This is a genomic window from uncultured Tateyamaria sp. (assembly GCF_947503415.1).
In the GTDB taxonomy this organism is placed as follows: domain Bacteria; phylum Pseudomonadota; class Alphaproteobacteria; order Rhodobacterales; family Rhodobacteraceae; genus Tateyamaria.
The window spans coordinates 1,061,003-1,081,465 of the sequence record NZ_CANNDS010000002.1; the positions used below are offsets into that span (position 1 = coordinate 1,061,003).

At 61.5% G+C, this 20,463-nt stretch carries 19 protein-coding genes; 9 read left to right on the forward strand and 10 right to left on the reverse strand.

The genetic code is table 11. The annotated features are described in order from the left end of the window. The first annotated feature begins 82 nt into the window (after positions 1-82). Both Q1A32_RS16330 and Q1A32_RS16335 read left to right on the forward strand, forming a co-directional pair. The gene (locus Q1A32_RS16330) at positions 83-1,660 is read left to right on the forward strand and encodes an ABC transporter substrate-binding protein (protein WP_299655384.1); all 1,578 of its coding nucleotides are present in this window, start codon (positions 83-85) and stop codon (positions 1,658-1,660) included. Positions 1,661-1,771: 111 nt separating this feature from the next. After that, on the forward strand, positions 1,772-3,331 hold the full coding sequence (locus tag Q1A32_RS16335; RefSeq protein WP_299655387.1) for an ABC transporter substrate-binding protein: 1,560 nt from the start codon (positions 1,772-1,774) through the stop codon (positions 3,329-3,331). A gap of 40 nt (positions 3,332-3,371) precedes the next feature. Here Q1A32_RS16335 and Q1A32_RS16340 read toward each other — a convergent pair whose 3' ends face one another. Then, positions 3,372-5,162, reverse strand: coding sequence for an OmpA family protein (locus Q1A32_RS16340; RefSeq protein ID WP_299655390.1), 1,791 nt, complete (start codon positions 5,160-5,162; stop codon positions 3,372-3,374). 126 nt (positions 5,163-5,288) lie between these two features. On the opposite strand from Q1A32_RS16340, the gene Q1A32_RS16345 reads away from it, so the two are divergent. The 4 genes from Q1A32_RS16345 to Q1A32_RS16360 are packed head-to-tail and all read left to right on the forward strand — an operon-like array spanning position 5,289 to position 9,410. Next, a complete protein-coding gene (locus tag Q1A32_RS16345) occupies positions 5,289-6,269 on the forward strand; it encodes an ABC transporter permease (RefSeq protein WP_299655393.1) in 981 nt (326 codons plus the stop codon). 1 nt (position 6,270) lies between these two features. Then, entirely contained in the window at positions 6,271-7,224 is a 954-nt protein-coding gene (locus Q1A32_RS16350; protein ID WP_299655396.1) for an ABC transporter permease, read from the forward strand. Beyond that, the gene (locus Q1A32_RS16355) at positions 7,224-7,697 is read left to right on the forward strand and encodes a hypothetical protein (RefSeq protein WP_299655400.1); all 474 of its coding nucleotides are present in this window, start codon (positions 7,224-7,226) and stop codon (positions 7,695-7,697) included. Before Q1A32_RS16350 ends, Q1A32_RS16355 begins: the two co-directional genes overlap by 1 nt. Before the next feature lie 3 nt (positions 7,698-7,700). Then, positions 7,701-9,410 carry an ABC transporter ATP-binding protein gene (locus tag Q1A32_RS16360; RefSeq protein WP_299655403.1) on the forward strand — a complete coding sequence of 570 codons (1,710 nt, stop codon included), beginning with the start codon at positions 7,701-7,703 and terminating at the stop codon, positions 9,408-9,410. Positions 9,411-9,494: 84 nt separating this feature from the next. Here Q1A32_RS16360 and Q1A32_RS16365 read toward each other — a convergent pair whose 3' ends face one another. From Q1A32_RS16365 to Q1A32_RS16390, 6 genes are all read right to left on the reverse strand, one after another. Then, positions 9,495-10,709, reverse strand: coding sequence for an MFS transporter (locus Q1A32_RS16365; RefSeq protein WP_299655406.1), 1,215 nt, complete (start codon positions 10,707-10,709; stop codon positions 9,495-9,497). Between the two features lie 3 nt (positions 10,710-10,712). Next, a complete protein-coding gene (locus tag Q1A32_RS16370) occupies positions 10,713-11,585 on the reverse strand; it encodes a cupin domain-containing protein (protein ID WP_299655409.1) in 873 nt (290 codons plus the stop codon). Between the two features lie 4 nt (positions 11,586-11,589). Beyond that, positions 11,590-12,687 carry a patatin-like phospholipase family protein gene (locus Q1A32_RS16375; RefSeq protein ID WP_299655411.1) on the reverse strand — a complete coding sequence of 366 codons (1,098 nt, stop codon included), beginning with the start codon at positions 12,685-12,687 and terminating at the stop codon, positions 11,590-11,592. An 11-nt stretch (positions 12,688-12,698) separates the two neighbouring features. Next, a complete protein-coding gene (locus tag Q1A32_RS16380) occupies positions 12,699-13,475 on the reverse strand; it encodes a 3-hydroxybutyrate dehydrogenase (protein WP_299655414.1) in 777 nt (258 codons plus the stop codon). Positions 13,476-13,666: 191 nt separating this feature from the next. Then, a complete protein-coding gene (locus Q1A32_RS16385; RefSeq protein WP_299655417.1) occupies positions 13,667-14,461 on the reverse strand; it encodes an N-acyl homoserine lactonase family protein in 795 nt (264 codons plus the stop codon). Further along, on the reverse strand, positions 14,458-14,751 hold the full coding sequence (locus Q1A32_RS16390; protein ID WP_299655420.1) for a putative quinol monooxygenase: 294 nt from the start codon (positions 14,749-14,751) through the stop codon (positions 14,458-14,460). Before Q1A32_RS16390 ends, Q1A32_RS16385 begins: the two co-directional genes overlap by 4 nt. 109 nt (positions 14,752-14,860) lie before the next feature. Here Q1A32_RS16390 and Q1A32_RS16395 point away from each other — a divergent pair, with 109 nt between their 5' ends. The 3 genes from Q1A32_RS16395 to Q1A32_RS16405 are packed head-to-tail and all read left to right on the forward strand — an operon-like array spanning position 14,861 to position 17,612. Continuing rightward, complete coding sequence (locus Q1A32_RS16395) at positions 14,861-15,937, forward strand: isocitrate/isopropylmalate dehydrogenase family protein (protein WP_299655423.1); 1,077 nt, start codon at positions 14,861-14,863, stop codon at positions 15,935-15,937. Continuing rightward, positions 15,934-16,950 carry a Gfo/Idh/MocA family protein gene (locus tag Q1A32_RS16400; RefSeq protein WP_299655426.1) on the forward strand — a complete coding sequence of 339 codons (1,017 nt, stop codon included), beginning with the start codon at positions 15,934-15,936 and terminating at the stop codon, positions 16,948-16,950. Before Q1A32_RS16395 ends, Q1A32_RS16400 begins: the two co-directional genes overlap by 4 nt. After that, a complete protein-coding gene (locus Q1A32_RS16405) occupies positions 16,950-17,612 on the forward strand; it encodes a GntR family transcriptional regulator (protein WP_299655429.1) in 663 nt (220 codons plus the stop codon). The genes Q1A32_RS16400 and Q1A32_RS16405 overlap by 1 nt, the downstream gene beginning before the upstream one ends. Here Q1A32_RS16405 and Q1A32_RS16410 read toward each other — a convergent pair. The 3 genes from Q1A32_RS16410 to Q1A32_RS16420 are packed head-to-tail and all read right to left on the reverse strand — an operon-like array spanning position 17,609 to position 20,427. Beyond that, positions 17,609-18,388, reverse strand: a complete 780-nt coding sequence (locus tag Q1A32_RS16410) for an IclR family transcriptional regulator (protein ID WP_299655432.1) — start codon at positions 18,386-18,388, stop codon at positions 17,609-17,611. The two genes, Q1A32_RS16405 and Q1A32_RS16410, sit on opposite strands and share 4 nt — an antisense overlap. A gap of 12 nt (positions 18,389-18,400) precedes the next feature. Next, a complete protein-coding gene (locus tag Q1A32_RS16415) occupies positions 18,401-19,759 on the reverse strand; it encodes a TRAP transporter large permease (protein ID WP_299655435.1) in 1,359 nt (452 codons plus the stop codon). Beyond that, a complete protein-coding gene (locus tag Q1A32_RS16420; protein WP_299655439.1) occupies positions 19,756-20,427 on the reverse strand; it encodes a TRAP transporter small permease in 672 nt (223 codons plus the stop codon). The genes Q1A32_RS16415 and Q1A32_RS16420 overlap by 4 nt, the downstream gene beginning before the upstream one ends. Between the last annotated feature and the right edge of the window lie 36 nt (positions 20,428-20,463).

Below are 20,463 nucleotides of genomic sequence, written 5' to 3' on the forward strand. Positions count from 1 at the left end.
CCGGTTCCCTCCCCTACCTGCTTGCCAATCTCGCCCGAGTGCCCAACACTCGGAGCTAGAAAAACAAAAGGGGAGACTTCCAATGAAATTCACATCCTTCCTGTCCGCCGCCCTGCTGCTGTCCTCGACAGCGCTGGTCAGCGCCGAGACACTGAAATGGGCCCGCGCCGGTGACGCGCTCACGCTCGATCCGCATTCCCAGAACGAAGGACCGTCGCACACCATGCGGCACCAGATGTACGAACCGCTCATCATCCGCGACACGACGGGCGCGTTCGAACCGGCGCTGGCCACCGAATGGGGCCCCAAGACGGACGATCCGAACGTCTGGGTCTTCAAGCTGCGCGAAGGCGTGAAATTCCACGACGGCGCCGACTTCACCGCCGAAGACGTGGTGTTCAGCTACGAGCGCGCCAAACAACCCAACTCGGACATGAAAGAGCTGATCGGCTCCATCACCGAAGTGCGCGCCGTGGATGACTTCACGGTCGAGATTGTCACCGATGGCCCGAACCCCATCCTGCCCTCGAACCTCACCAACCTGTTCATCATGGACAAGGACTGGACCGAGGCGAACAACACCGTGAACGTGCAGGATTTTGAGGGGGGCGAGATCACATTCGCCACCACCAATGCCAACGGCACCGGTCCTTACGTGCTGCAAAGCCGCGAGCCTGACGTCAAAACCGTCATGACCCGGAACGACAATTACTGGGGCATCGACCAGTTCCCGATGGAGGTGACGGAAATCGTCTACACCCCCATCCAGAACGCAGCGACTCGCGTGGCTGCCATGCTGTCGGGGGAGATTAACTTCCTGCAGGACATGCCCGTCCAAGACCTTGACCGCGTGAACGGCGCCGACGGTCTGGTGGTCAAGCAGGCCCCACAGAACCGCGTGATCTTCTTTGGCATGAACCAGGGCGCGGACGATATCGACGCGGACAATATCGACGGCAAGAACCCACTCGCGGACGTGCGTGTGCGCAAGGCCATGTCGATGGCGATGAACCGCGATGCGATCCGCCAGATCGTGATGCGCGGCCAATCGCAGCCCGCAGGCATGATCGCGCCGCCCTTCGTCAACGGCTGGACGGCTGAGATGGACAGCGAATCCACAACCGACATCGAAGGGGCCAAGGCCCTGCTGGCCGAGGCTGGCTATGACAACGGCTTCTCTATCCGTCTCGACTGCCCGAACGACCGCTACATCAATGACGAAGCGATCTGTCAGGCCGCCGTGGGTATGTTGGGCCAGATCGGCATCACCGTGAACCTCGATGCCAAGCCCAAGGCGCAGCACTTCCCGCTGATCACCGACGGCAAGACAGACTTCTACATGCTGGGCTGGGGTGTTCCGACCTACGACTCGGAATACATCTTCAACTTCCTCGTCCACGGGCGTGAAAGCGACATCGGCACGTGGAACGGCACCGGCTTCGACAACGACGATCTGGATGCCAAGATCAAGTCGCTGGCGTCCAACACCGATCTGGAAGCACGCAACGCCGACATCGCCGACATCTGGCGCGTGGTGCAGGACGAAGCGCTGTATATCCCCATCCACCACCAGGTGCTGAACTGGGGCATGGCCGACGGCATGGGGATCGAAGTTGATCCCGAAGATCAGCCGAAAGTGAAGTATTTCACCGTCAACTAAGACCAATCGGGGGCTGCATGTGCGGCCCCCTTTTTCTTTGCCCCCGAATGCGCGCCGGGGTGTTGCCCGTTTTTCAACGCTTTTACTGAAACCGCATCAAGGACCAAACACATGATCCGCGCTTTCCTTCTGGCCAGCACGCTGCTGGCAACCCCGGCCATTGCCGAAGAATTCAACTGGGCCGAAACCACCGACCCGCAGACCATGGACCCGCATGCCGTCAACTCGGCTGCCGTTCTGGGCTTTCTCAACAACGTCTACGAGGGGCTTGTCCGCCGCGGCAAGGACATGAGCATCGAACCCGCACTCGCCACCGGATGGGAACCCATCGGCGACGGTGAGGGTTGGCGGTTCACCCTGCGCCAGGGTGTCACCTTCCACGACGGGGCAGACTTCAACGCCGACGACGTCATCTTCTCCTATCAACGCGCCAGCGACGAAGCCTCCGACACCCGGTCGTGGTTCGCGCCCGTGTCCGAAGTCATCAAGGTCGACGACTACACCGTGGACATCATGACCACCGCCCCCAACCCGATCTTCCCCGACAGCATCGCCAACTGGATGATGATGGACAGCGGCTGGGCCGAGGCGAACAACACCACCCTGCCCGACAAGGAAAGCGGCAACTACGCCACGCTCAACACAAACGGCACAGGTGCGTTCAAGGTCACCGCGCGCGAGCCCGGCCTGCGCACCGTGCTGGAGCCGAACACCGACTGGTGGGACACGGCAGAGCACAACATCACCCGCGCCGAACTGACGCCGATCCAGAACCCGGCGACGGCAGTCGCGGCCCTGCTCTCCGGCGACGTCGACATGATCAACCCGGTGCCCATTCAGGACGCCCAACGTCTGGCCGCAAGCGACACGGTCAAGGTCATCCAAGGGATCGAAGCCCGCGTGATCATGCTGGGCTTCCCGCACGAGGCCGATGCGCTGAAATACTCAGCCGAAACCACGGACACGAACCCCTTTGCCGACGCCCGCGTCCGGCAAGCCGTGGCGCACGCCGTCAACGTGCCCGCCATCCTGCAAACGATTATGCGTGGCAACGCAGAGGCGGCCAGCCAGTTGGTCAGCCCCGCCATGCGCGGCTTCTCCGCGTCGCTGGCGGACCGGCCGGAGTACGACCCCGAAAAAGCCAAGGCTCTGCTAGCAGAGGCAGGCTATGAAAACGGCTTCTCCTTCGGCCTCAAATGCCCCAATGACCGCTACCTGAACGACGAAGCCGTCTGCCAGGCGGTCACCGGCATGTTGGCGCAAGTAGGGATTACGGCAGTGCTCGACGCGATGCCGGTCCAGAACTACTGGCCCGAACTGCGCGCCGACAATTACGACATGTACCTTCTGGGCTGGTCGCCGGGCACATTCGACGCCGAACACCCGATCCGCTTCCTCGCGGCAACTCCGAATGAGGAGAAAAAGCTGGGCTCGTGGAACTTCGGCGGATTCTCGAATGCCCGGGTGGACGAACTCCTGCCCATGATCCAGTCAGAGATTGACGACACCAAGCGCCAAGCCATGCTGGATGAAACCACCAAGATCCTGCAGGACGAAGTGGCGTATGTGCCCATGTACGTCCAGCCATTGGTCTGGGGGGCCAAGGCCAATATCGACCTCACCCAACGCCCGGACAACTTCTTCATCCTGCGCTGGGTAACGGTGAACTAAACGAAAACGGGCGGGGATACCCCCCGCCCGTCAAGCTGACCTATTGCGCCCGCAACAGCGGAGTAATCTTCCGCACTGCCACGCGGCGATTGATGCGCTCGGCTTCATTGGTGCGTACCTTCAGGTTCGACTCGCCGTATCCCTGAACCACCAGATTCTCCGGCGGGATCGCGAAATACTCGGTCAACGCCAAGGCGGTCGATTCCGCCCGCCGGTCTGACAACGCCAGATTCATCGCAGCCCCACCAACAGCATCCGTGTGCCCCTCGATCAGGAACACGGCACCGGGATCAACCGCAATCTCATCCGCAATCAATTCGCCGATCTCGGCCAGATCACGGGCCTCCTCGGGCGCTATCACAGCCGATCCACTGGTAAAGTTCACGGCTTCCACGTCGATCTCGGGCACAAGGTTCCGCACCGCCCGGATCTGCCGGATCTGCTGCAAAGAAAAGGCCCGGTTTGTCGGGTTCTCAAGCGCAGCAAGGGCCGCGCGTAACTCGTCATCGTCACCCGCGCGGATCGCAGGACGCACCGACACGTCGGCCAGGTTTGCCACATCCACAGGCTGTACCTGCTGCGTGTCGTCAAACAGCATGACCTCGCGCCCGTCCGGCAAAATGCGCGTGCGCATCAGGGTCTGGCCCGTAGCCGAACGAATGGTCACAACGCGCGACCCGTCCTCACGGTTGACGATGGTACGGGTTGAGCCGTCCGCAAACTCCTCGGTCGACATGCGCACGCCGGGGCGACGCAGCAACTCGTCGTCGTTCTTCAGCACGCGGTAGCTGCCCTGCCCGTCCTGCACAACCACCCGGTCATCGGCGGCCACGACCACATCATCGTCCTGGTTCAGAATGGTCGCAACAGCAGCTACGCCCAAAGCACCCAGCGCAAATTTCTCGAATTTCGACAGCCCGTCATCGCCATCCGTAACCGCTTCGGCGCGCGAGAACTCTTCGCTCGACGACCGGGTACTATCTTCAGTCACGGTTTCCACTTCAGCCTCGGCACTGGCTTCTTCCGTGACCGGTGCCGCAGCGGCCTCTGTCTCAACTTGCGTATTCGCCGCTTCGGTGGTTTCAACCGTATCTTCCTGCACAACTTCCGGCTCGGCCTCAGCGTCAGCCGTTTCAGTGTCGGTCACATCACCGTCCTCGACGGTCGTGTCCGCAACCTCGTCGGTGGACGCCTCGTCGGTCGGGCTCTCTGCAACCTCTTCGACGGTCGCGTCGTCCGCTGGGCTCTCGGCAACGTCCTCTGTGGACGAATCTTCCTCTGCCGTTTCAGCAACCTCCTCGGTCGAACCGTCGTCGGCCGGTGTCTCAGAGACCTCCTCCGTTGACGCGTCCTCCGCCGGGGTCTCAACCACGTCTTCGGTCGCGTCCTCCTCAACCGGCGTTTCAGCCACCTCTTCGGTCTGCGCATCCTCTGCAGGCGTCTCAGCCACCTCTTCGGCGGGCGCGTCCTCCGCAGCGGTCTCGGCGGTGTCCTCCGCTTGTTCCTCTTCTACTGCCGTCTCGGCTGCGTCCTCGGCAGGAGCCTCCTCAACGGGTGTCTCTGCGACCTCCTCCGCTGGTGCCTCCTCAGCGGGCGTCTCTGCAACCTCTTCGGCCGGAGCCTCCTCGGGCTCAACCTCGGCTTCCGTTTCAACCTCAGCTTCGGTTTCCACCTCGGCTTCAACCTCAGTCTCTGCGACGCAAGACGCCACACCCTCTGTCACCACTTCCGTTTCACCTTCGGCACATGCCGCTGCATCCTGGGCAAACACCGGGGGCGTCCCCAGCATGAGCGCGGTGATGGATACTGTCTGCATCAATCGGGAAAACATCCGAGACCTCCTATGCTGTCTGCGGTAAGAACCCGGGAACTCCTGCCAAGGTTCCCTATGCCATCTGCTTGACCCCACCCCGGTGTGGCCCGATAAACGATCGATAGACCGAACCCGGAACGGCTCATGCTCTCCTTCATCTTCCAGCGCGTCGCGCAATCTGCCCTTGTCCTGCTGGTCGTTGGGCTTGTCGCCTTCGCGATGTTCCGCTTTGTGGGTGATCCCATTGACAACATGCTGGGACAAGAACGCACCATCGAGGACGTGGAGCGGTTGCGCGCCCAACTTGGCCTCGATCAGCCTTTCGTCGTGCAATATGTCCGCTACCTGCAAGAAGCCATGCAAGGCAACTTTGGCGTCAGCTTCCGCCAAGGCCGCCCAGTTTCCGACATCCTGCTGGAACGCGCGCCTGCTACGCTGGAACTGGCCGCAGTCAGCGGTTTTCTAGCCATCTCCATCGGCATAGGCTTGGGCGTATTTACCGCCATCCGACGAAACGGCTTCGCCGCCAATGCGATCATGACCGTATCCCTGATCGGGGTGTCTCTACCGACCTTCCTCATAGGAATACTGCTCATATACCTGTTCTCGGTCGAACTCGGCTGGCTCCCCAGCTTCGGACGGGGAGAGACAGTGCGCGTCGGCAACTGGACCACCGGCTTCCTCACGACCAGCGGACTCCAAGCCCTGATCCTGCCTTCCATCACTCTCGGCCTCTACCAGATGACGCTGATCATGCGGCTGGTGCGGTCCGAGATGCTGGAGGTTCTACGCCAGGACTACATCCGCTTCGCCCGCGCTCGCGGCCTCAAGGAACGCTCCGTCAACTTCCGTCACGCGCTGAAAAATACGCTGGTGCCGGTGATCACGGTCACTGGCCTGCAATTGGGCTCCATCATCGCCTTCGCCATTATCACCGAAACGGTGTTCCAATGGCCCGGCGTGGGCCTGCTGTTCATCAATGCCATCCAGTTCGTCGATATCCCCGTCATGGCCGCCTATCTCATGCTGATTTCGGTCATGTTTGTGGGCATCAACCTGATCGTGGACCTGCTTTATTTCGCCATCGACCCGCGCCTGCGCGTGGACCGGGCCGGAGGACATTAAGATGACCGACACGCCGCTCCCCGATACCCCGACCAAAGCCCCCACTCGCCTGCAACGCTGGGCGGACAGCGATTTTTTCTATCAATTCAAACGCTCGCCCGTGGCAATTTTCAGCTTTGCGGTGGCGTTGCTCTTGGTCCTGAGCGCAGTCTTCGCGCCGCTTATCGCGCCCTTCAACCCGTTCGACCCCGCGTCGCTCAACCTGATGAACGGCTTCTCGCGCCCCATGACGCCCAACGCCTTCACCGGCGACAGCTTCTGGCTGGGCACCGACGATCAGGGCCGCGACGTGTTCTCGACCATCCTCTACGGCATGCGTATCTCGCTCTTTGTGGGGGTCGCCGCCGTCCTCTTCGCCATGATCCTCGGCATCTCTCTGGGCTTGCTTGCGGGCTATGTCGGCGGCTGGACCGAAACCATCATCATGCGCATCGCAGATGTGCAGTTGACGTTCCCGTCCATCCTCGTCGCCATGCTGATCTTCGGCATTGCAAAGGGCGTGACCCCCATCGAATACCGCGACCAAATGGCGATCTGGGTCCTGATCATAGCGATCGGCCTCAGTGACTGGGTCCAGTTCGCCCGCGTCGTCCGAGGTGCCACCTTGGTGGAGAAGAACAAGGAATACGTTCAGGCCGCCCGCCTGATCGGCCGCTCGGGCCCCGCCATCATGGTGCAGCACATCCTGCCCAACGTCCTCTCCCCGGTGCTCGTGATCGCCACCATCTCACTCGCCCTCGCCATCATCGCCGAAGCCACACTGTCCTTCCTCGGCGTCGGCGCCCCGCCCACACAGCCATCCCTGGGCACGCTCATCCGCATCGGCCAAGGCTTCCTCTTCTCCGGCGAATGGTGGATCCTCTTCTTCCCCGCCTGCACGCTTCTGGCGCTCGCCCTCAGCGTCAACCTGCTGGGCGACTGGCTGCGCGACGCGCTTAATCCGAGGTTGCGGTGATGCAAACAGACATTCTAGTAGCTGTCGTTGTGAGCATGACTCTTTACGCAAATGCATCCGTTGCGGACACCACCTCATCGCAAAAAGACCAACGCGCCGAACAAATTGTTCAGCAAAGCGGTCTTCGTCAAAAATTACTTTCGCTCATCGACGGCCGCAAAAATCTGGCTTTGTTAAATTATGTGAGCGACGATTTGCGGTCCGACGCCATCAAACAAAAGCGACAAATCGCAAAAGAGGAATGGAGCAACGCTGGCCCTCAAATCGAACAAGTCGTCATTGGCGCAGTCCAGACGGTCTTGTCGGAAGATGAGCAAAGTATGTTGCTGCAGTTTTTCAAAGATGAGGCGCTTCAATCAGCTTTGACAAAACTGGGAACCGTCCAACGGGTCGCTCACCCAGGCCTCGCGCGGATCATAGCTGCGACCGACACCAAGATAAACAAGCGCGTCGCCGAAGAGGTGTCCGAATAACTTATGACCTCGCTCCTCAACATCTCCGACCTCTCGGTCCACTACCCCACCCGCAAGGGCACCTTCGTCGCCGTAAACGGCGCCGACCTCACCGTCGCCCCCGGTGAAATCCACGGCCTCGTGGGCGAATCCGGCGCAGGCAAATCCACCATCGGCGCTGCCGTCATGGGCCTCATCGACCCACCGGGCCACATCGCGGGCGGCACGGTCAGCTTCCGCGACGAACAAATCTCTGGCCGCGACGCCGCCGGTATGCGCGCACTCCGCGGGGCCAAGATCTCCATGATCTTCCAGGACCCGCTCACCTCCCTCAACCCGCTCCTGACGGTCGAAGACCAGCTCACAGAAACCATCGAAGCCCACCTGAAACTCGGCGACAAAGCCGCCAAGCAACGCGCCGTCGACCTGCTCGACCGCGTCGGCATCCCCGACCCCGCCGAACGGGTCAAACAATACCCCCACCAATTCTCCGGCGGCATGCGCCAACGCGTGGTCATCGCCCTCGCGCTGTGTTCCGAACCGGATGTCATCATCGCGGATGAGCCCACCACCGCCCTCGACGTGTCGATCCAGGCGCAAATCCTCGACCTGATCAAGGAACTGGCCCGCGAACGGCAGGTGGGCGTCATCCTCATCACCCACGACATGGGCGTGATCGCAGACACCACCGACCGCGTGACGGTCATGTACCAGGGCGAAGTCGTCGAGACAGGCACCACCGAACAGGTCATGGGCACCCCCACCCACGCCTACACCAAATCGCTCATCGCCGCCGTCCCCCGCGCCACGCTCAAGGTCCACCGCTTCCCGCAGCTGTCCTACGGCGGGCGCGACACACGGTTCGCCATCGAAGACCTCGCCCGCAATTGGCCCACGCCCCCCAAATCCAAATCCGGCACGCTGGTGCAAGTGGACGGCATCACCAAAACTTTCGTCCAGCGCGGCTCCATCATCCCCGCGTGGCGCAAAATGTTCACCGCCGTGGACAAGGTCAGCTTCGACATCCGCGAAGGCGAAGTGTTCGGCCTCGTGGGTGAATCCGGCTCCGGCAAATCCACCGTCGCCCGCATGATCGCCACGCTCTACCCCACAGATGGCGGGCACATCTACTTCGACGGCACCGACATCACGCAACTCGCCTCTCGGACAGAACGCGACGCCTACCGTCGCCAAATCCAGATGATCTTTCAGGACCCTTTCAGCAGCCTCAATCCGCGCATGCGCGTCGACGCCATCGTGGCCGAGCCCGTCCTCCACCACAAACTCCTCAGCGGCTCAGCCGTCCAATCCCGCGTCGACGAACTCTTGGACCGCGTGGGCCTCGGCGCCGAAGCAGGCCGCAAATACCCACACGAGTTTTCAGGCGGCCAACGCCAGCGCATCTCCATCGCCCGCGCACTTGCCACACAGCCAAGGTTCCTCATCTGTGACGAACCCACTTCGGCGCTTGACGTGTCAATCCAGGCGCAGGTGCTCAACATCCTCAAGGACCTGCAAGAGCACCTCGGCCTCACCATGCTCTTCATCAGCCACGACCTGCCCGTGGTCCGACAAATGTGCGACCGCGTAGGCGTGATGCGGCAGGGTCAAATGGTCGAAGTGGCCGACACCGAAACGCTCTTCGCCGCCCCCAAAGCCCCCTACACTCAGGAACTCCTCAGCCTCATGCCAAAACTCGAAGGGCTCTCAACCGAAGGGCTTGAGAACGCTTAACCCCTTCTCTTGGCTATAAATATCCTCGGGGGAGCTCGAGGGGGCAGACAGCCCCCTCGTCAGCAAAAACGAATCGCGTGCGCATCAGCGCCCCATTTTCAAGGACAGCGCCCAGGCCAGCACGGTCAACGCCACCAGCGACCAGATGGCCACGGCCCAACCCTGTGCTTCGAACACCTGCCCGATGACATAGGCCCCCGCGATCCCGCCCAGATAATAGCTCGCCAGATACAGCCCATTGGCCGCGGCATGATCATGGGTGGTGGTACGGCCCACATATCCGGTGGCGACCGACTGGGCAAAGAACAACCCGGCCCCCACCAGCGCCAGCCCCAGCAGGAACAGCGACAGCGCGTGCGTCAAAAGCAACAACAAGCCCACGGCGGACAGGACAATACCCACATCAAAGCTCGCGCGCGCGCCGAACCGCTTGACCGACGCCGCCGCCAGTGGCGTGGTCAGGATCGCCGGCACAAAGACGAAATACACCAAGCCAATCATGGTCTGGGGCAACGCGAACGGGGCCTGCGCCAGAATGAAATTGGCGTAGGTAAACGTCGCCACAAACACGAACAGCAGGATAAACCCGATCCCCACCATCGCCACCAGACGCGCGTTTTTCAGATGATCCAGCCAGGCTTCAACGACAGACGTCCCATCTGGTGCATCATGCCCATGATTGTCTCGCGCACCGATATAAAGATACGCAATCAGCGCGCCCGTCAGGTTCAGGATCGCAAAGCCATAGAAACTCTCCGCCAACCCGAGATTGCCTGCCAGTTCAGACGCCAACAGCCGCCCAAACAGGTTCGACGCCACATTGCCGGTGATATAGGCGGCCATCGCGCCACCAATGGCGGTCAGCGAACACTCCTCGCTCAGATAGGTCAGCGTCAGGGTAAAGGCTGCGGACATAAATACGCCCTGCGCCACGCGCAGCAGGGTGAATGTGGTCAGGTCCGGTTGCTGCGCCAGCAACATCGTGGGGATGCTCAGCAGCGCCAGACACACCCAGATGCCCCTCTTGCGATCGATCCGGCGGGCAAAGACGGCCACCACCAAAGACGCCAAGGCCATCCCGATGGTCGAGGCATTGACGGCAAAGCCCATCGCCGCAGGCGTCACGCCATAGGTCTCGACCAGCGTGGGCAGCAAAGCCTGCGAGCCAAAGAGATCAATCAACGTCAGGAACGCAATGAGCGCAATCATGGTCGACCGGCGGATCACCATACGGCGATCCTCCGGCGACTTCCCGGCCAGTTCGGGCGCAAGGCCCGTCATCTGGGCAGTCACAGCCATCGGTTACTCTCCGTGGCTGCCATGGGCCAGCGGAGCCGTACGCGGCACGCCAGCGACTTCCGCCTCGGGCTCGACCACGCCAAAATACATCACCGCGGGCACGTCGCCGGTGTTCTCCCACCAGACTTTTGCGCCGCCCGCGACGGTCGATCCCTCATGGGTGGCAAGCGTCGTCCTATTGTCGACACCATGTTCAATCACTTCTCCTTCCCAGACAAAGCTTTGCAGCGGCTCGCCCGCCTCCACGAAGCTGGCAAAGGTGCCGCCTGGCGCAATCGTGGCGCGGTACGTGGACAAGACCCAGCCATCGCCGGTGCCGTCCGAAAAGTGGTTTGAAAGGTTAACAACTCCTAAAAGCTCATCGCTAACCCCTTGATTTCCCCGCAACTCGAAATCTGTCCCCGCGGGGACAGATGCCACCGCGGTGTCGGCATTGTTGGGGGCAAAGACATCAAATGCGATGAGGTGGACGGTTTCATCCCCCTCGTTCAGCCACCAGTGGGCCAACTCACCCTCCTCCAGCGCAAGACCCCCGGCTTCGTGCAGGACCCGCTCCTCTGCGGTGGACGTGTATTCGAAAATCTCGCCCGACAGGACGGTGAACACGGCAGGGCGGTTGGCGTGATCGTGAATCGGCACGATGCCTTGATCGTTGATCGTCCAGAACCTTGTGCGCAGATTGCGACCGGCCAGGCTTTCGATCCCCTCTGCACCAAGCACCGTGTTGCCCAGCACCTTGTTGGAAATGTCGCGCGCCTGGCTCGGCCCCTCAAGACCATAGAGGACACGGGTCTTCAGCCCGCCCAGATCAAAGGCAAAGGCGGTGGTGCCGAGCGCCGCGATTGCGAGCCCGAGTGTTGCAGTCCGGAGTGTCATTGGTTCAATCCTTTCTGGATTTCAGGTCAACCATGTTCGCCCCGTGGGGCGCGCCAAAGTCGTCAAACATGGCACGCAGATCCAGCGTGCTTTCTTTCTCGATCTTGTCGAAATTCGCCGTCAGCCAGCGGTCGGCATGTTCACGCCCAAGGTCGCGCAAATGGATCAGGAACGCCCATTCCGAATTCAGCTTGGACGATGCATCCAGCGCCAACATGTCGTCGCAGCCGTCGATCATGTGCATGTTCATCACGCGGTATTCGTTGTTCGACAGCGCCCCGTCCTCGATCAGACGGTGGATCAGGTCGATGGTGCGCAGGTCGCGCAGAAGCGAGGCATTGAACGTGATCTCGTTCACCCGGTTCTGGATATCGCGCGCACGGCGCGGGACGCCGGGGCGTTTGAGCGGGTTGATCTGCACGATCACAATGTCGGACGAGGGCGAGTGGTCGATGAAGGGAAACAGCACCGGATTGCCCATGAATCCCCCGTCCCAATAGGGCACGCCGTCAATCTCGACCCCTTTGAACATGCTTGGCAAACAGGCCGACGCCATGACCACATCCAGCGTCACCTCGTGCCGGTGAAAGACGCGGGCGCGCCCCGTTTCGACATTGGTGGCCGAAATATAAAGGCCCATGTCATCGCAGTTCGCGACCTTGTTGAAGTCGATGAAATCCCGCACCACGTCGCGCAACGGGTTAAAGCCCAACGGGTTCAGATCATAGGGCGACGCCATGCGGCTGAGCATATCGGACCACAGATAACCAGGCGACGCATCCAGCGACCACGATCCCATAAGCATGTCGAGCGGGGTGCGCTTGATCGGGCTTCCCTGGCCTGCGCGACTGACAGCGCGCCAGAAGTCTTCGAGCGCTTGGCGCGCGCCATTGGCACCCCCATCATACATCCCTTGGGTCGCGACGACTGCGTTCATGGCCCCGGCAGAGGTGCCTGAGATGCCTTCGACCCACAGGCGATCCTCTTCGAACATCCGGTCCAAGACACCCCAGGTAAATGCCCCGTGCGACCCGCCCCCTTGAAGGGCAAGGTTTACGGATTTCTCGTGGTGTTTCGCACGACTATTGGTGTTGCTGCGCATGGTCCCGGCCCCTACTGCGCGACCCAGCCGCCATCGACCGGCATAGCGATACCGGTGACGGAGGCTGCGGCCTCGGAGGCGAGGAAGGTGCAGACGGCACCAAGCTGTTCGACGGTCACGAATTCCTTGGTGGGTTGGGCGGCAAGCAATACATCGTGCTTCACCTCTTCTTCGGTGATGCCGCGCGCCTTGGCGGTGTCGGGGATCTGCCCTTCGACCAGCGGGGTCAACACGTATCCGGGGCAGACGGCATTCACGGTGACGCCGTGCTGTGCCGCCTCAAGAGCGACCGTCTTCGTCAGGCCGATGATCCCGTGCTTGGCCGTGACGTAAGCCGCCTTGAAGGGCGACGCGACCAGACCGTGGGCCGAGGCCACGTTGATGATGCGCCCAAAGCCGCGGTCTTTCATCCCGGGCAACGCTGCGCGGGTGGTGTGGAAGGCGGACGACATATTGATCGCGATGATCGCGTCCCATTTCTCCAGCGGGAAGTCTTCGACCGGGGCCACGTGCTGGATGCCTGCGTTGTTCACAAGGATATCGACCGCGCCGAACTGCTTCTCTGTCTGGGCCACAAGGTCGGCAATCTCGTCCGGCTTGGTCATGTCCGCGCCGTGGTATGCGACTGTCCCTGCGGATTTGGAGTCCAGCTCGGCCCGGGTCGCTTCGATCTCGTCCGCGGGACCGAACCCGTTGAGCATGATGTTAAACCCTTGGGCGGCAAAGGCTTCGGCGATGCCCAATCCGATCCCGCTGGTCGATCCGGTGATGATGGCGGTGCGTGTCATGGTCCGTTCCTCTGAGCAATGCTGCGGCGCGGCAAGTTGCGCCTGTCAAAGAGGTAGGAGCATTTTGCACGTGCAGCAATGGTTGCGCTTGCACGCTCTCTGTCACGTGAGATTTACTGCCGAGTCTTTCGAGAATGAGCGGAGTTTTCTCTGTGAGTGCTTGGATTCTAGGCAATCGGCGGGGCCGATTGTTACAAGGTCGGGTCCGTGGTCGGGCCAACATCCAGCCGTGTGACATGGTCGGCCATCCCTGCCGGGAAGTATTGCCGCACCAGCGGATCGTGCCCCGGCACCACCAGTTTCGGCGCACTGGCGAGCCGTTGGATCGTGTCGAAACCGTCCAGCATGTCCTGCATGTCCACCACGATCGGGAACGGCGTGCCGGTCAGGAAGTTGCCATAGAAATGCGCGGCATCTGACGCCAGCACCAGCCACCCGGCTTGGGTACGGATGCGCACCGCCTGCATGCCCTTGGTGTGCCCGCCGATCCGATGCACGGTGATGCCGTCGGTGATTTCACTGTCGCCGTCGTGGAACGTGACCTTGCCGGAGTAGAGCCGCTGCACCGCCGTCACCACGTGGCCGACGGTAAAGGGGTCACGCAACACGTCGTGGCACATGCAGGGGCCGGTGGCATAGGCCATCTCGGCCGTTTGCAGGTGAAGTTGCGCGTTGGGAAAAAGGTGCAGACCGCCCGCGTGGTCGAAATGCAGGTGGGTGACGATGATCTCGGTCACGTCTTCGGGTTGCAGGCCGAAGGGCTTCAATGCTTCGCCCGGATCAATGCGGATCGGACGGCCCCGGGCCTGCCCCTCGGCGGCATCAAAGCCCGTGTCCACAAGGATCGCGCGCCCCTGCCCCCGGATCAGCCACATATAGAAGTCGATGGGATCAGGGGCGTCGTGGTTGTCCTCGAACATGTAGTTATTGCCGCGCACACGCTCGGTCTGTTCGGCGTATTTGATGGCGTAGACCTCGTAGGTCATCTGTCGACCTTTTCGTATGTTTTCAGGATCTTGTCCGCCACCATGTCCGCGATCTTGGGTCCCGTTTCTTTGTAATGTGTCATCTGCTGGTGCGCCTCGAATGCGGCCAGATCGTCGTAGAGTTCATAAAGAAACACGGTGTCGGGCATCGCCGGATCGGTGCAGACGTCAAACTGCTGGCAACCCGGTTCATCGCGCACGGAGCAGCGCGCGTTGTTCAGGATATGCGGCATGAACGCGTCCAGCGTTCCGGGTTTGAGGTCAAATATGACGGTGACGGCGTAGGGCATTCGGATCGTCTTTCTGTGTGCGTTTGATTACTTATGCATTAATGTATACACAAATGGATGCAGCAAGCGAGTCGCTTCTGACCACTATACGCCGAAAGGGCCGCGCACCATGACATCCACGTTTCAGATTGCTGTTTTTCAGGGGGATGGCATTGGGCCGGAGATCATGGCGCCGTCGGTCGATCTGTTGGCGGGGCTGGCTGCGGGCAGTGACTATGGCTTTGAGTTTCAGGACTATCCGGCGGGGGCCGCGCATTACGCCAAGACGGGTGAGAGCCTGCCCGCCGCGTCGATGGACGGCGCGCGGGCGGCGGATGCGATCCTGTTGTCGGCCATGGGCTTGCCGAGCATTCGATACAAGGACGGGACCGAGATTGCGCCGCAGATTGATCTGCGCAAGGCGTTGACCCTTTTTGCAGGGGTGCGCCCGGTGACGATCCGGCCCGGGCAGCCGACGCCCTTGGCCACCGACCGACCCGTGGATTTCGTATTGATCCGGGAAAGCACCGAGGGGCTGTTTTACACCCAAGGGTGCGGTGAGGTTGAGGCAGATGAGGCGCGCGAGACGTTGCGCATCACGCGGGAGATTTCGGAGCCTTTGTTCCGTTTTGCGTTTGATATGGCGGAGTCGCGAAAAGCGGCAGGAACAGGACCGGGCAAGGTGACCTGCGTGGACAAGGCCAATGTGTTCCGTGCCTTCGCGTTCTTTCGTGAGATGTTTGATGCCGAAGCCGCGAAGCGTCCCGGGATTGAGGCCGATCACGCCTATGTCGATGCGACGGCGCTTTGGATGGTGGAGCGGCCCTGGTCCTTTGACGTCATGGTGACGGAGAATATGTTTGGCGACATCCTGTCTGATCTGGGGGCGGGGTTGATGGGGGGGCTTGGTTTGGCCCCCTCTGCGGATATCGGGGCGGATCATGCCGTGTTTCAGCCGTGCCATGGGTCTGCGCCGGACATCGCGGGCCAAGGGGTGGCGAACCCGATGGCGATGATCCTGTCAGGCGCGATGATGCTGGAATGGCTGGCCGGGCGGCATGACCTGCCCGGCATGGCCGCAGATGCTGCGCGCTTGCGCAAGGCGGTGGATGCGGTGGTGTCTGAGGGGCGGGTTTTGACCCGCGATCTGGGGGGGACGGCTGGGACCGCAGATGTGGTCAAGGCGGTGAAAGGGGCGCTGGCATGATGCGGGTGGCCTGCGTGGGGGCAGGCTATTTCAGTCAGTTCCACTATGGCAGCTGGGCGCGGATGGACGGCGTTGAGGTTGTTGGGGCCTGCGATCTCGATCTGGCAAAAGCCCGCGCGACAGGCGCGCCGGCTTTTGACGATCTGGCCGAGATGTTGGTGCAGGCGGCCCCTGATCTGCTCGACATCATATTGCCGCCGCCCGCCCATGCGGCGACCATTCGGGCGGCGCTGAATACGGGGATCAAGTGGATCATCTGCCAAAAGCCGTTTTGCATGGATCTGGATGAAGCGCGCGGGATTGTTGCAGAGGCTGAAGCTGCAGGTGCGCGGCTGGTGGTGCATGAGAATTTTCGGTTCCAGCCGTGGTATCGGGCGATCCGGGCGCAGCTGGAGGCCGGGGCCATTGGTGAGGTTCTGAATGCTACGTTCCGCCTGCGGCCCGGCGATGGTCAGGGGCCGGATGCCTATCTGGACCGGCAGCCCTATTTTCAGGAGATGCCGCGGTTTTTGATCCATGAGACGGCGGTGCATTGGGTGGATACGTTTGCTTATCTGTTTGGCCCGGCCAGTGCCGTTTACGCAGATCTGCGCCGCATCAATCCGGTGATTGCGGGCGAGGATGCGGGGCATGTGATCTTTGATCATGGGCACATGCGCGCGCTTTTCGACGGGAACCGGCATCTGGATCATGTGGCGGACAATCTGCGGCGGACCATGGGTGAGGCTTTGATCGAAGGCACGCGCGGCGTGTTGAACCTGCATGGGGATGGGTCGGTGACGCGGCGCGGGTTTGGGTCCGAGACGCATGAGACGGTGCTTGGCCCCGACACGTGGGACGGGTTTGGCGGTGATTGTGTGTATGCGCTTCAGTCTCATGTGGTTCGGGCCATGACGGACGGGACGCCACTAGAAAATGAGGCGCGGGCGTACCTGCGGGTGATTGCGGTGAAGGATGCGATCTATGCCTCTGCCCTTGATGGGCGGAAGGTTCAGTTGGAGGAGGCGGTGTGATGGGCGCCATGAGCAATGTGGAACGGGCAGTGTCAGCGTTGCGCCAGATGATCTTTGCCGGTGAATTGCCGCCCGGATCGGACCATCTTGAGACGGAGCTGGCCGAAAAGCTGGGCATGTCCCGCACGCCTGTGCGCGAGGCGGCCTTGATGTTGCAGGCGCAAGGGTTGGTCGAGATGCGGCCACGGCGGGGCATTCGCATCAGCCCCGTATCTGCTGAAGACATGGCCGAGATTTACGACATCCTGACTGAGTTGGAGAGCCTTGCCGCCGCGCGCGCCGCTGAGGCGCAGTATTCGAAAGCGGATCTGGCCACACTTGCGACGGCGATCCGCGATATGGATGCGGCTCTTGGCGCCGATGATCTGCGGGCATGGGCAGAGGCAGATGACCGGTTTCACCGGGAATTGGTGCGGCTGGGGCGCAACGCACGGCTGAGCATGGTGGTGTCCGTCATGCGCGATCAGGTGCGCCGGGCGCGGGCCACGACGCTGTTCATGCGCCCCAAGCCCAAACAGTCGAACGAGGATCACCGGGTCGTCTATCAGGCGATCGCGCGGGGCGATGCACAGACGGCACATGATACGCACCATGCGCACCGGCAGGCGGCACGGGATATGTTGGTGGCACTTCTGGAGAAGCACCAGTTTCATGGGCTTTAGGAGGTGTGCAGCTTGGTCAATTCTTCGGACCCGCGGCGCAGGGCGGGCAGGAAATCGATCAGGTCAACGAGGCTGCGGCGCTGAATGGGCGCGTGGGCGGACAGCGTGGCCAAAAGCTTACCCTGCCCGTCCCAGACCGGAACTGCAACGGCGGCCATGCCGGACATGAATTCTTCGTTGTCGGTGGAATAGCCACGCATGCGCGTGGTTTCCAATTCGGCCTTGATCGCATCCATGTCGATCAGGGTGGCTTCCGTGTGCGCTTCCAAGGGCCGGGTGGTCAGCACCGTGCGCAGGATATGCGGGCGCAAGGTCGACAGGTACATCTTGCCCGACGCGGTGCAATGGAACGGCACCTGCGTGCCGATGGGCAACTGGATGCGCAGCGGCCATTCGGTTTCGACCCGGTCGAGATAGGTCATCCCCTCCCGGTCCGGCGTGGCAAGGTTGCAGGTCTCTCCGATCTCTTCCGCGACACCGCGCAGGATGGTCAAACGCGCGGTGCGCAGATGTTCGGAGGAGATTGTGCTGACGGCCAAGGCCCGCAGACGCGGACCCGGGCCATAGCTGCGTCCGTCCAGATCACGCTGCAGGAACCCTTCGGATTCGGCGGTTTGCAACAACCGGTGGACGGTGGGTTTCGGCAGACCCAATGCGTCGATCAGGTCTGTCGGTTTGACGGCCACCCCGCGCCGGGCCACCTCCTCCATCACCATCAGCAGGCGCAGATTGGTGGGGATTTGTGTGTCCTTGCGGGGGCGGTGATCGTCAGGCATGGCTACGTCAATCTATGATCCCTCGGTGAGGAGCAACGAGATGCCCGGAACGAGCGACACGATGATCCACACGGTGAGCAGTGCGAACAGATAGGGCACGGTATACCGCAGCAACCGGAAGTATGGAACGCCTGTCACGCCTGACGCCACGTATAGATTGAGACCATAGGGCGGTGTCACGAAGCCAATGGATGCCCCGACAAGGAAGATCACCGCAAAGTGGATCGGATCGACGCCCACGCTTGCTGCGATTGGCGCAAGGATGGGTGCCAGAATGATCGTCACGGGCAGCGATTCCAGCACCATGCCGCAGATGAACACGATCCCCATGGCGGTAAACAGAACGGGATAGTAGCCACCCATCGACGTCACGAAGTCACCGATGACCTGCTGCGCGCCCAAGAGCGACAGGATCTGCTGCATCACGACCGAGATGGCGATCAGCGGCGCAAGGATGCCCGTGATCTGCGCGGACCGCATCACGATGCCGGGAATTTGTGGCACGGTGAACCCTTCGACCACCAGCATCGACAGGGTGGATTTCTCGGACCAATCCTTGGACTGGTCCATGCGGAACAGTTTTGTCGCGACCCAGCTGAGCAGACCCACGATGATGCCGAAGCCCACCGTTACGCCCGCCGCCTCTGTGGGCGAGAATTTACCGGTGTAGATGCCCCAAAGCACCAGACCGATGGCGAAGAAGCCAAGCCATGCGCCGATGGCCGTCTTGATCACCCGGAACGGGTTCAGCTTGATCAGGAAGCCCCAGCCATTGCGCCAGCAGATGATGAAACAGGCGAGCATCATGCCGCCCACCATCAATGCGCCGGGCAGGATACCGGCCTTGAACAGCTCGGAAATCGGCAGGTTCATCAGGAAACCGTAGACGATGAAGATGATCGACGGCGGGATGATGATCCCGACCGTACCACCCGCAGCCGCTGTCGCCGCCGAGAAGCGTTCGTCATAGCCGCCCTTGACCATTTCAGGGTGCAGCATCGACCCGATGGTGGCTGTGGTGGCGGAGTTGGAGCCGGAGATGGCCGCAAAGAGGCCGCAGGCCCCAAGAGACGCCATGGCAAGGCCGCCCCTGATCCAGCCAAGGCAGGCATAGGCAAAGTCAGACAGACGCCGCGCGATGCCCGAACGGTTGATCAGGTCCCCCGTCAGGATGAAGAGCGGCATGGCCAGAAGCGCAAAGCCGTCGGTGAACACGTCCTGCAGGGCCGCACCCATGTTCAGAAGCTGCAGGTCCAGCACGTAAGACATGCCGATCACCCAATAGGCGATGACCAGAAAGACGGGCACGCCCATCATGAACAGGATGGTGACGGCAATGGAGATCGCCGTGATGATGGTGGGGTCGGTCATGTGTCACCTCCGATGACGGCGGCTTCGATCATCTCGCCGCCCTCGCGGAATTTCCGCAGGTCGGTGACAAGGTTCTCCATCACACGCGCGGTCAGCAAGATGAAGGCAATGGGCACCGTGCCCAGGAACCACCACTGCATGACGTTGTCGGTGCCCAGCATGATGGCGAAGTTGGCGGCCGCACGGACGGTTTCCTGAGCGGTGGTGACCACAACGATCCATGCAAAGCCGAACCATAGGATGGCATCAAGGACCAGCAGGCCCAACTGGATGGGTCGGGGCGCGATCTTGCGAAATTCGGCAAAGGCGAGGTGCGTGCGCAGCTTGACGTTATAGCTGCAGCCCACCCACGTCATGATGAGGAACAGAAAGGGCGGAAGCGTTGTGGACCAGGCCGGTTGCCCGCTCAGGTAAAACCGCTGAATGACACCTGCAAAGATGATGTACCCGATGGCAAGATACGCCACGACCATCACGCCGGGTTCCAGATGCCGCTCAAGCAGGGGCACAGCGCGGTAAAGCATTGCGACCAGCACGCCCCCCACAAGGGTCACGATGAAACCAAGCGGCCACATGCCTGAATTGCCCCGCAATGCGGTCTGCAATTCGAATGAATCGCCTGTCATCAGGGCGGAGAGGATCTCTCCCATACCCGCGATCATGTCCATGATGCACCTCCCTCGTGCGTGCTGTTTCCGCTCCTA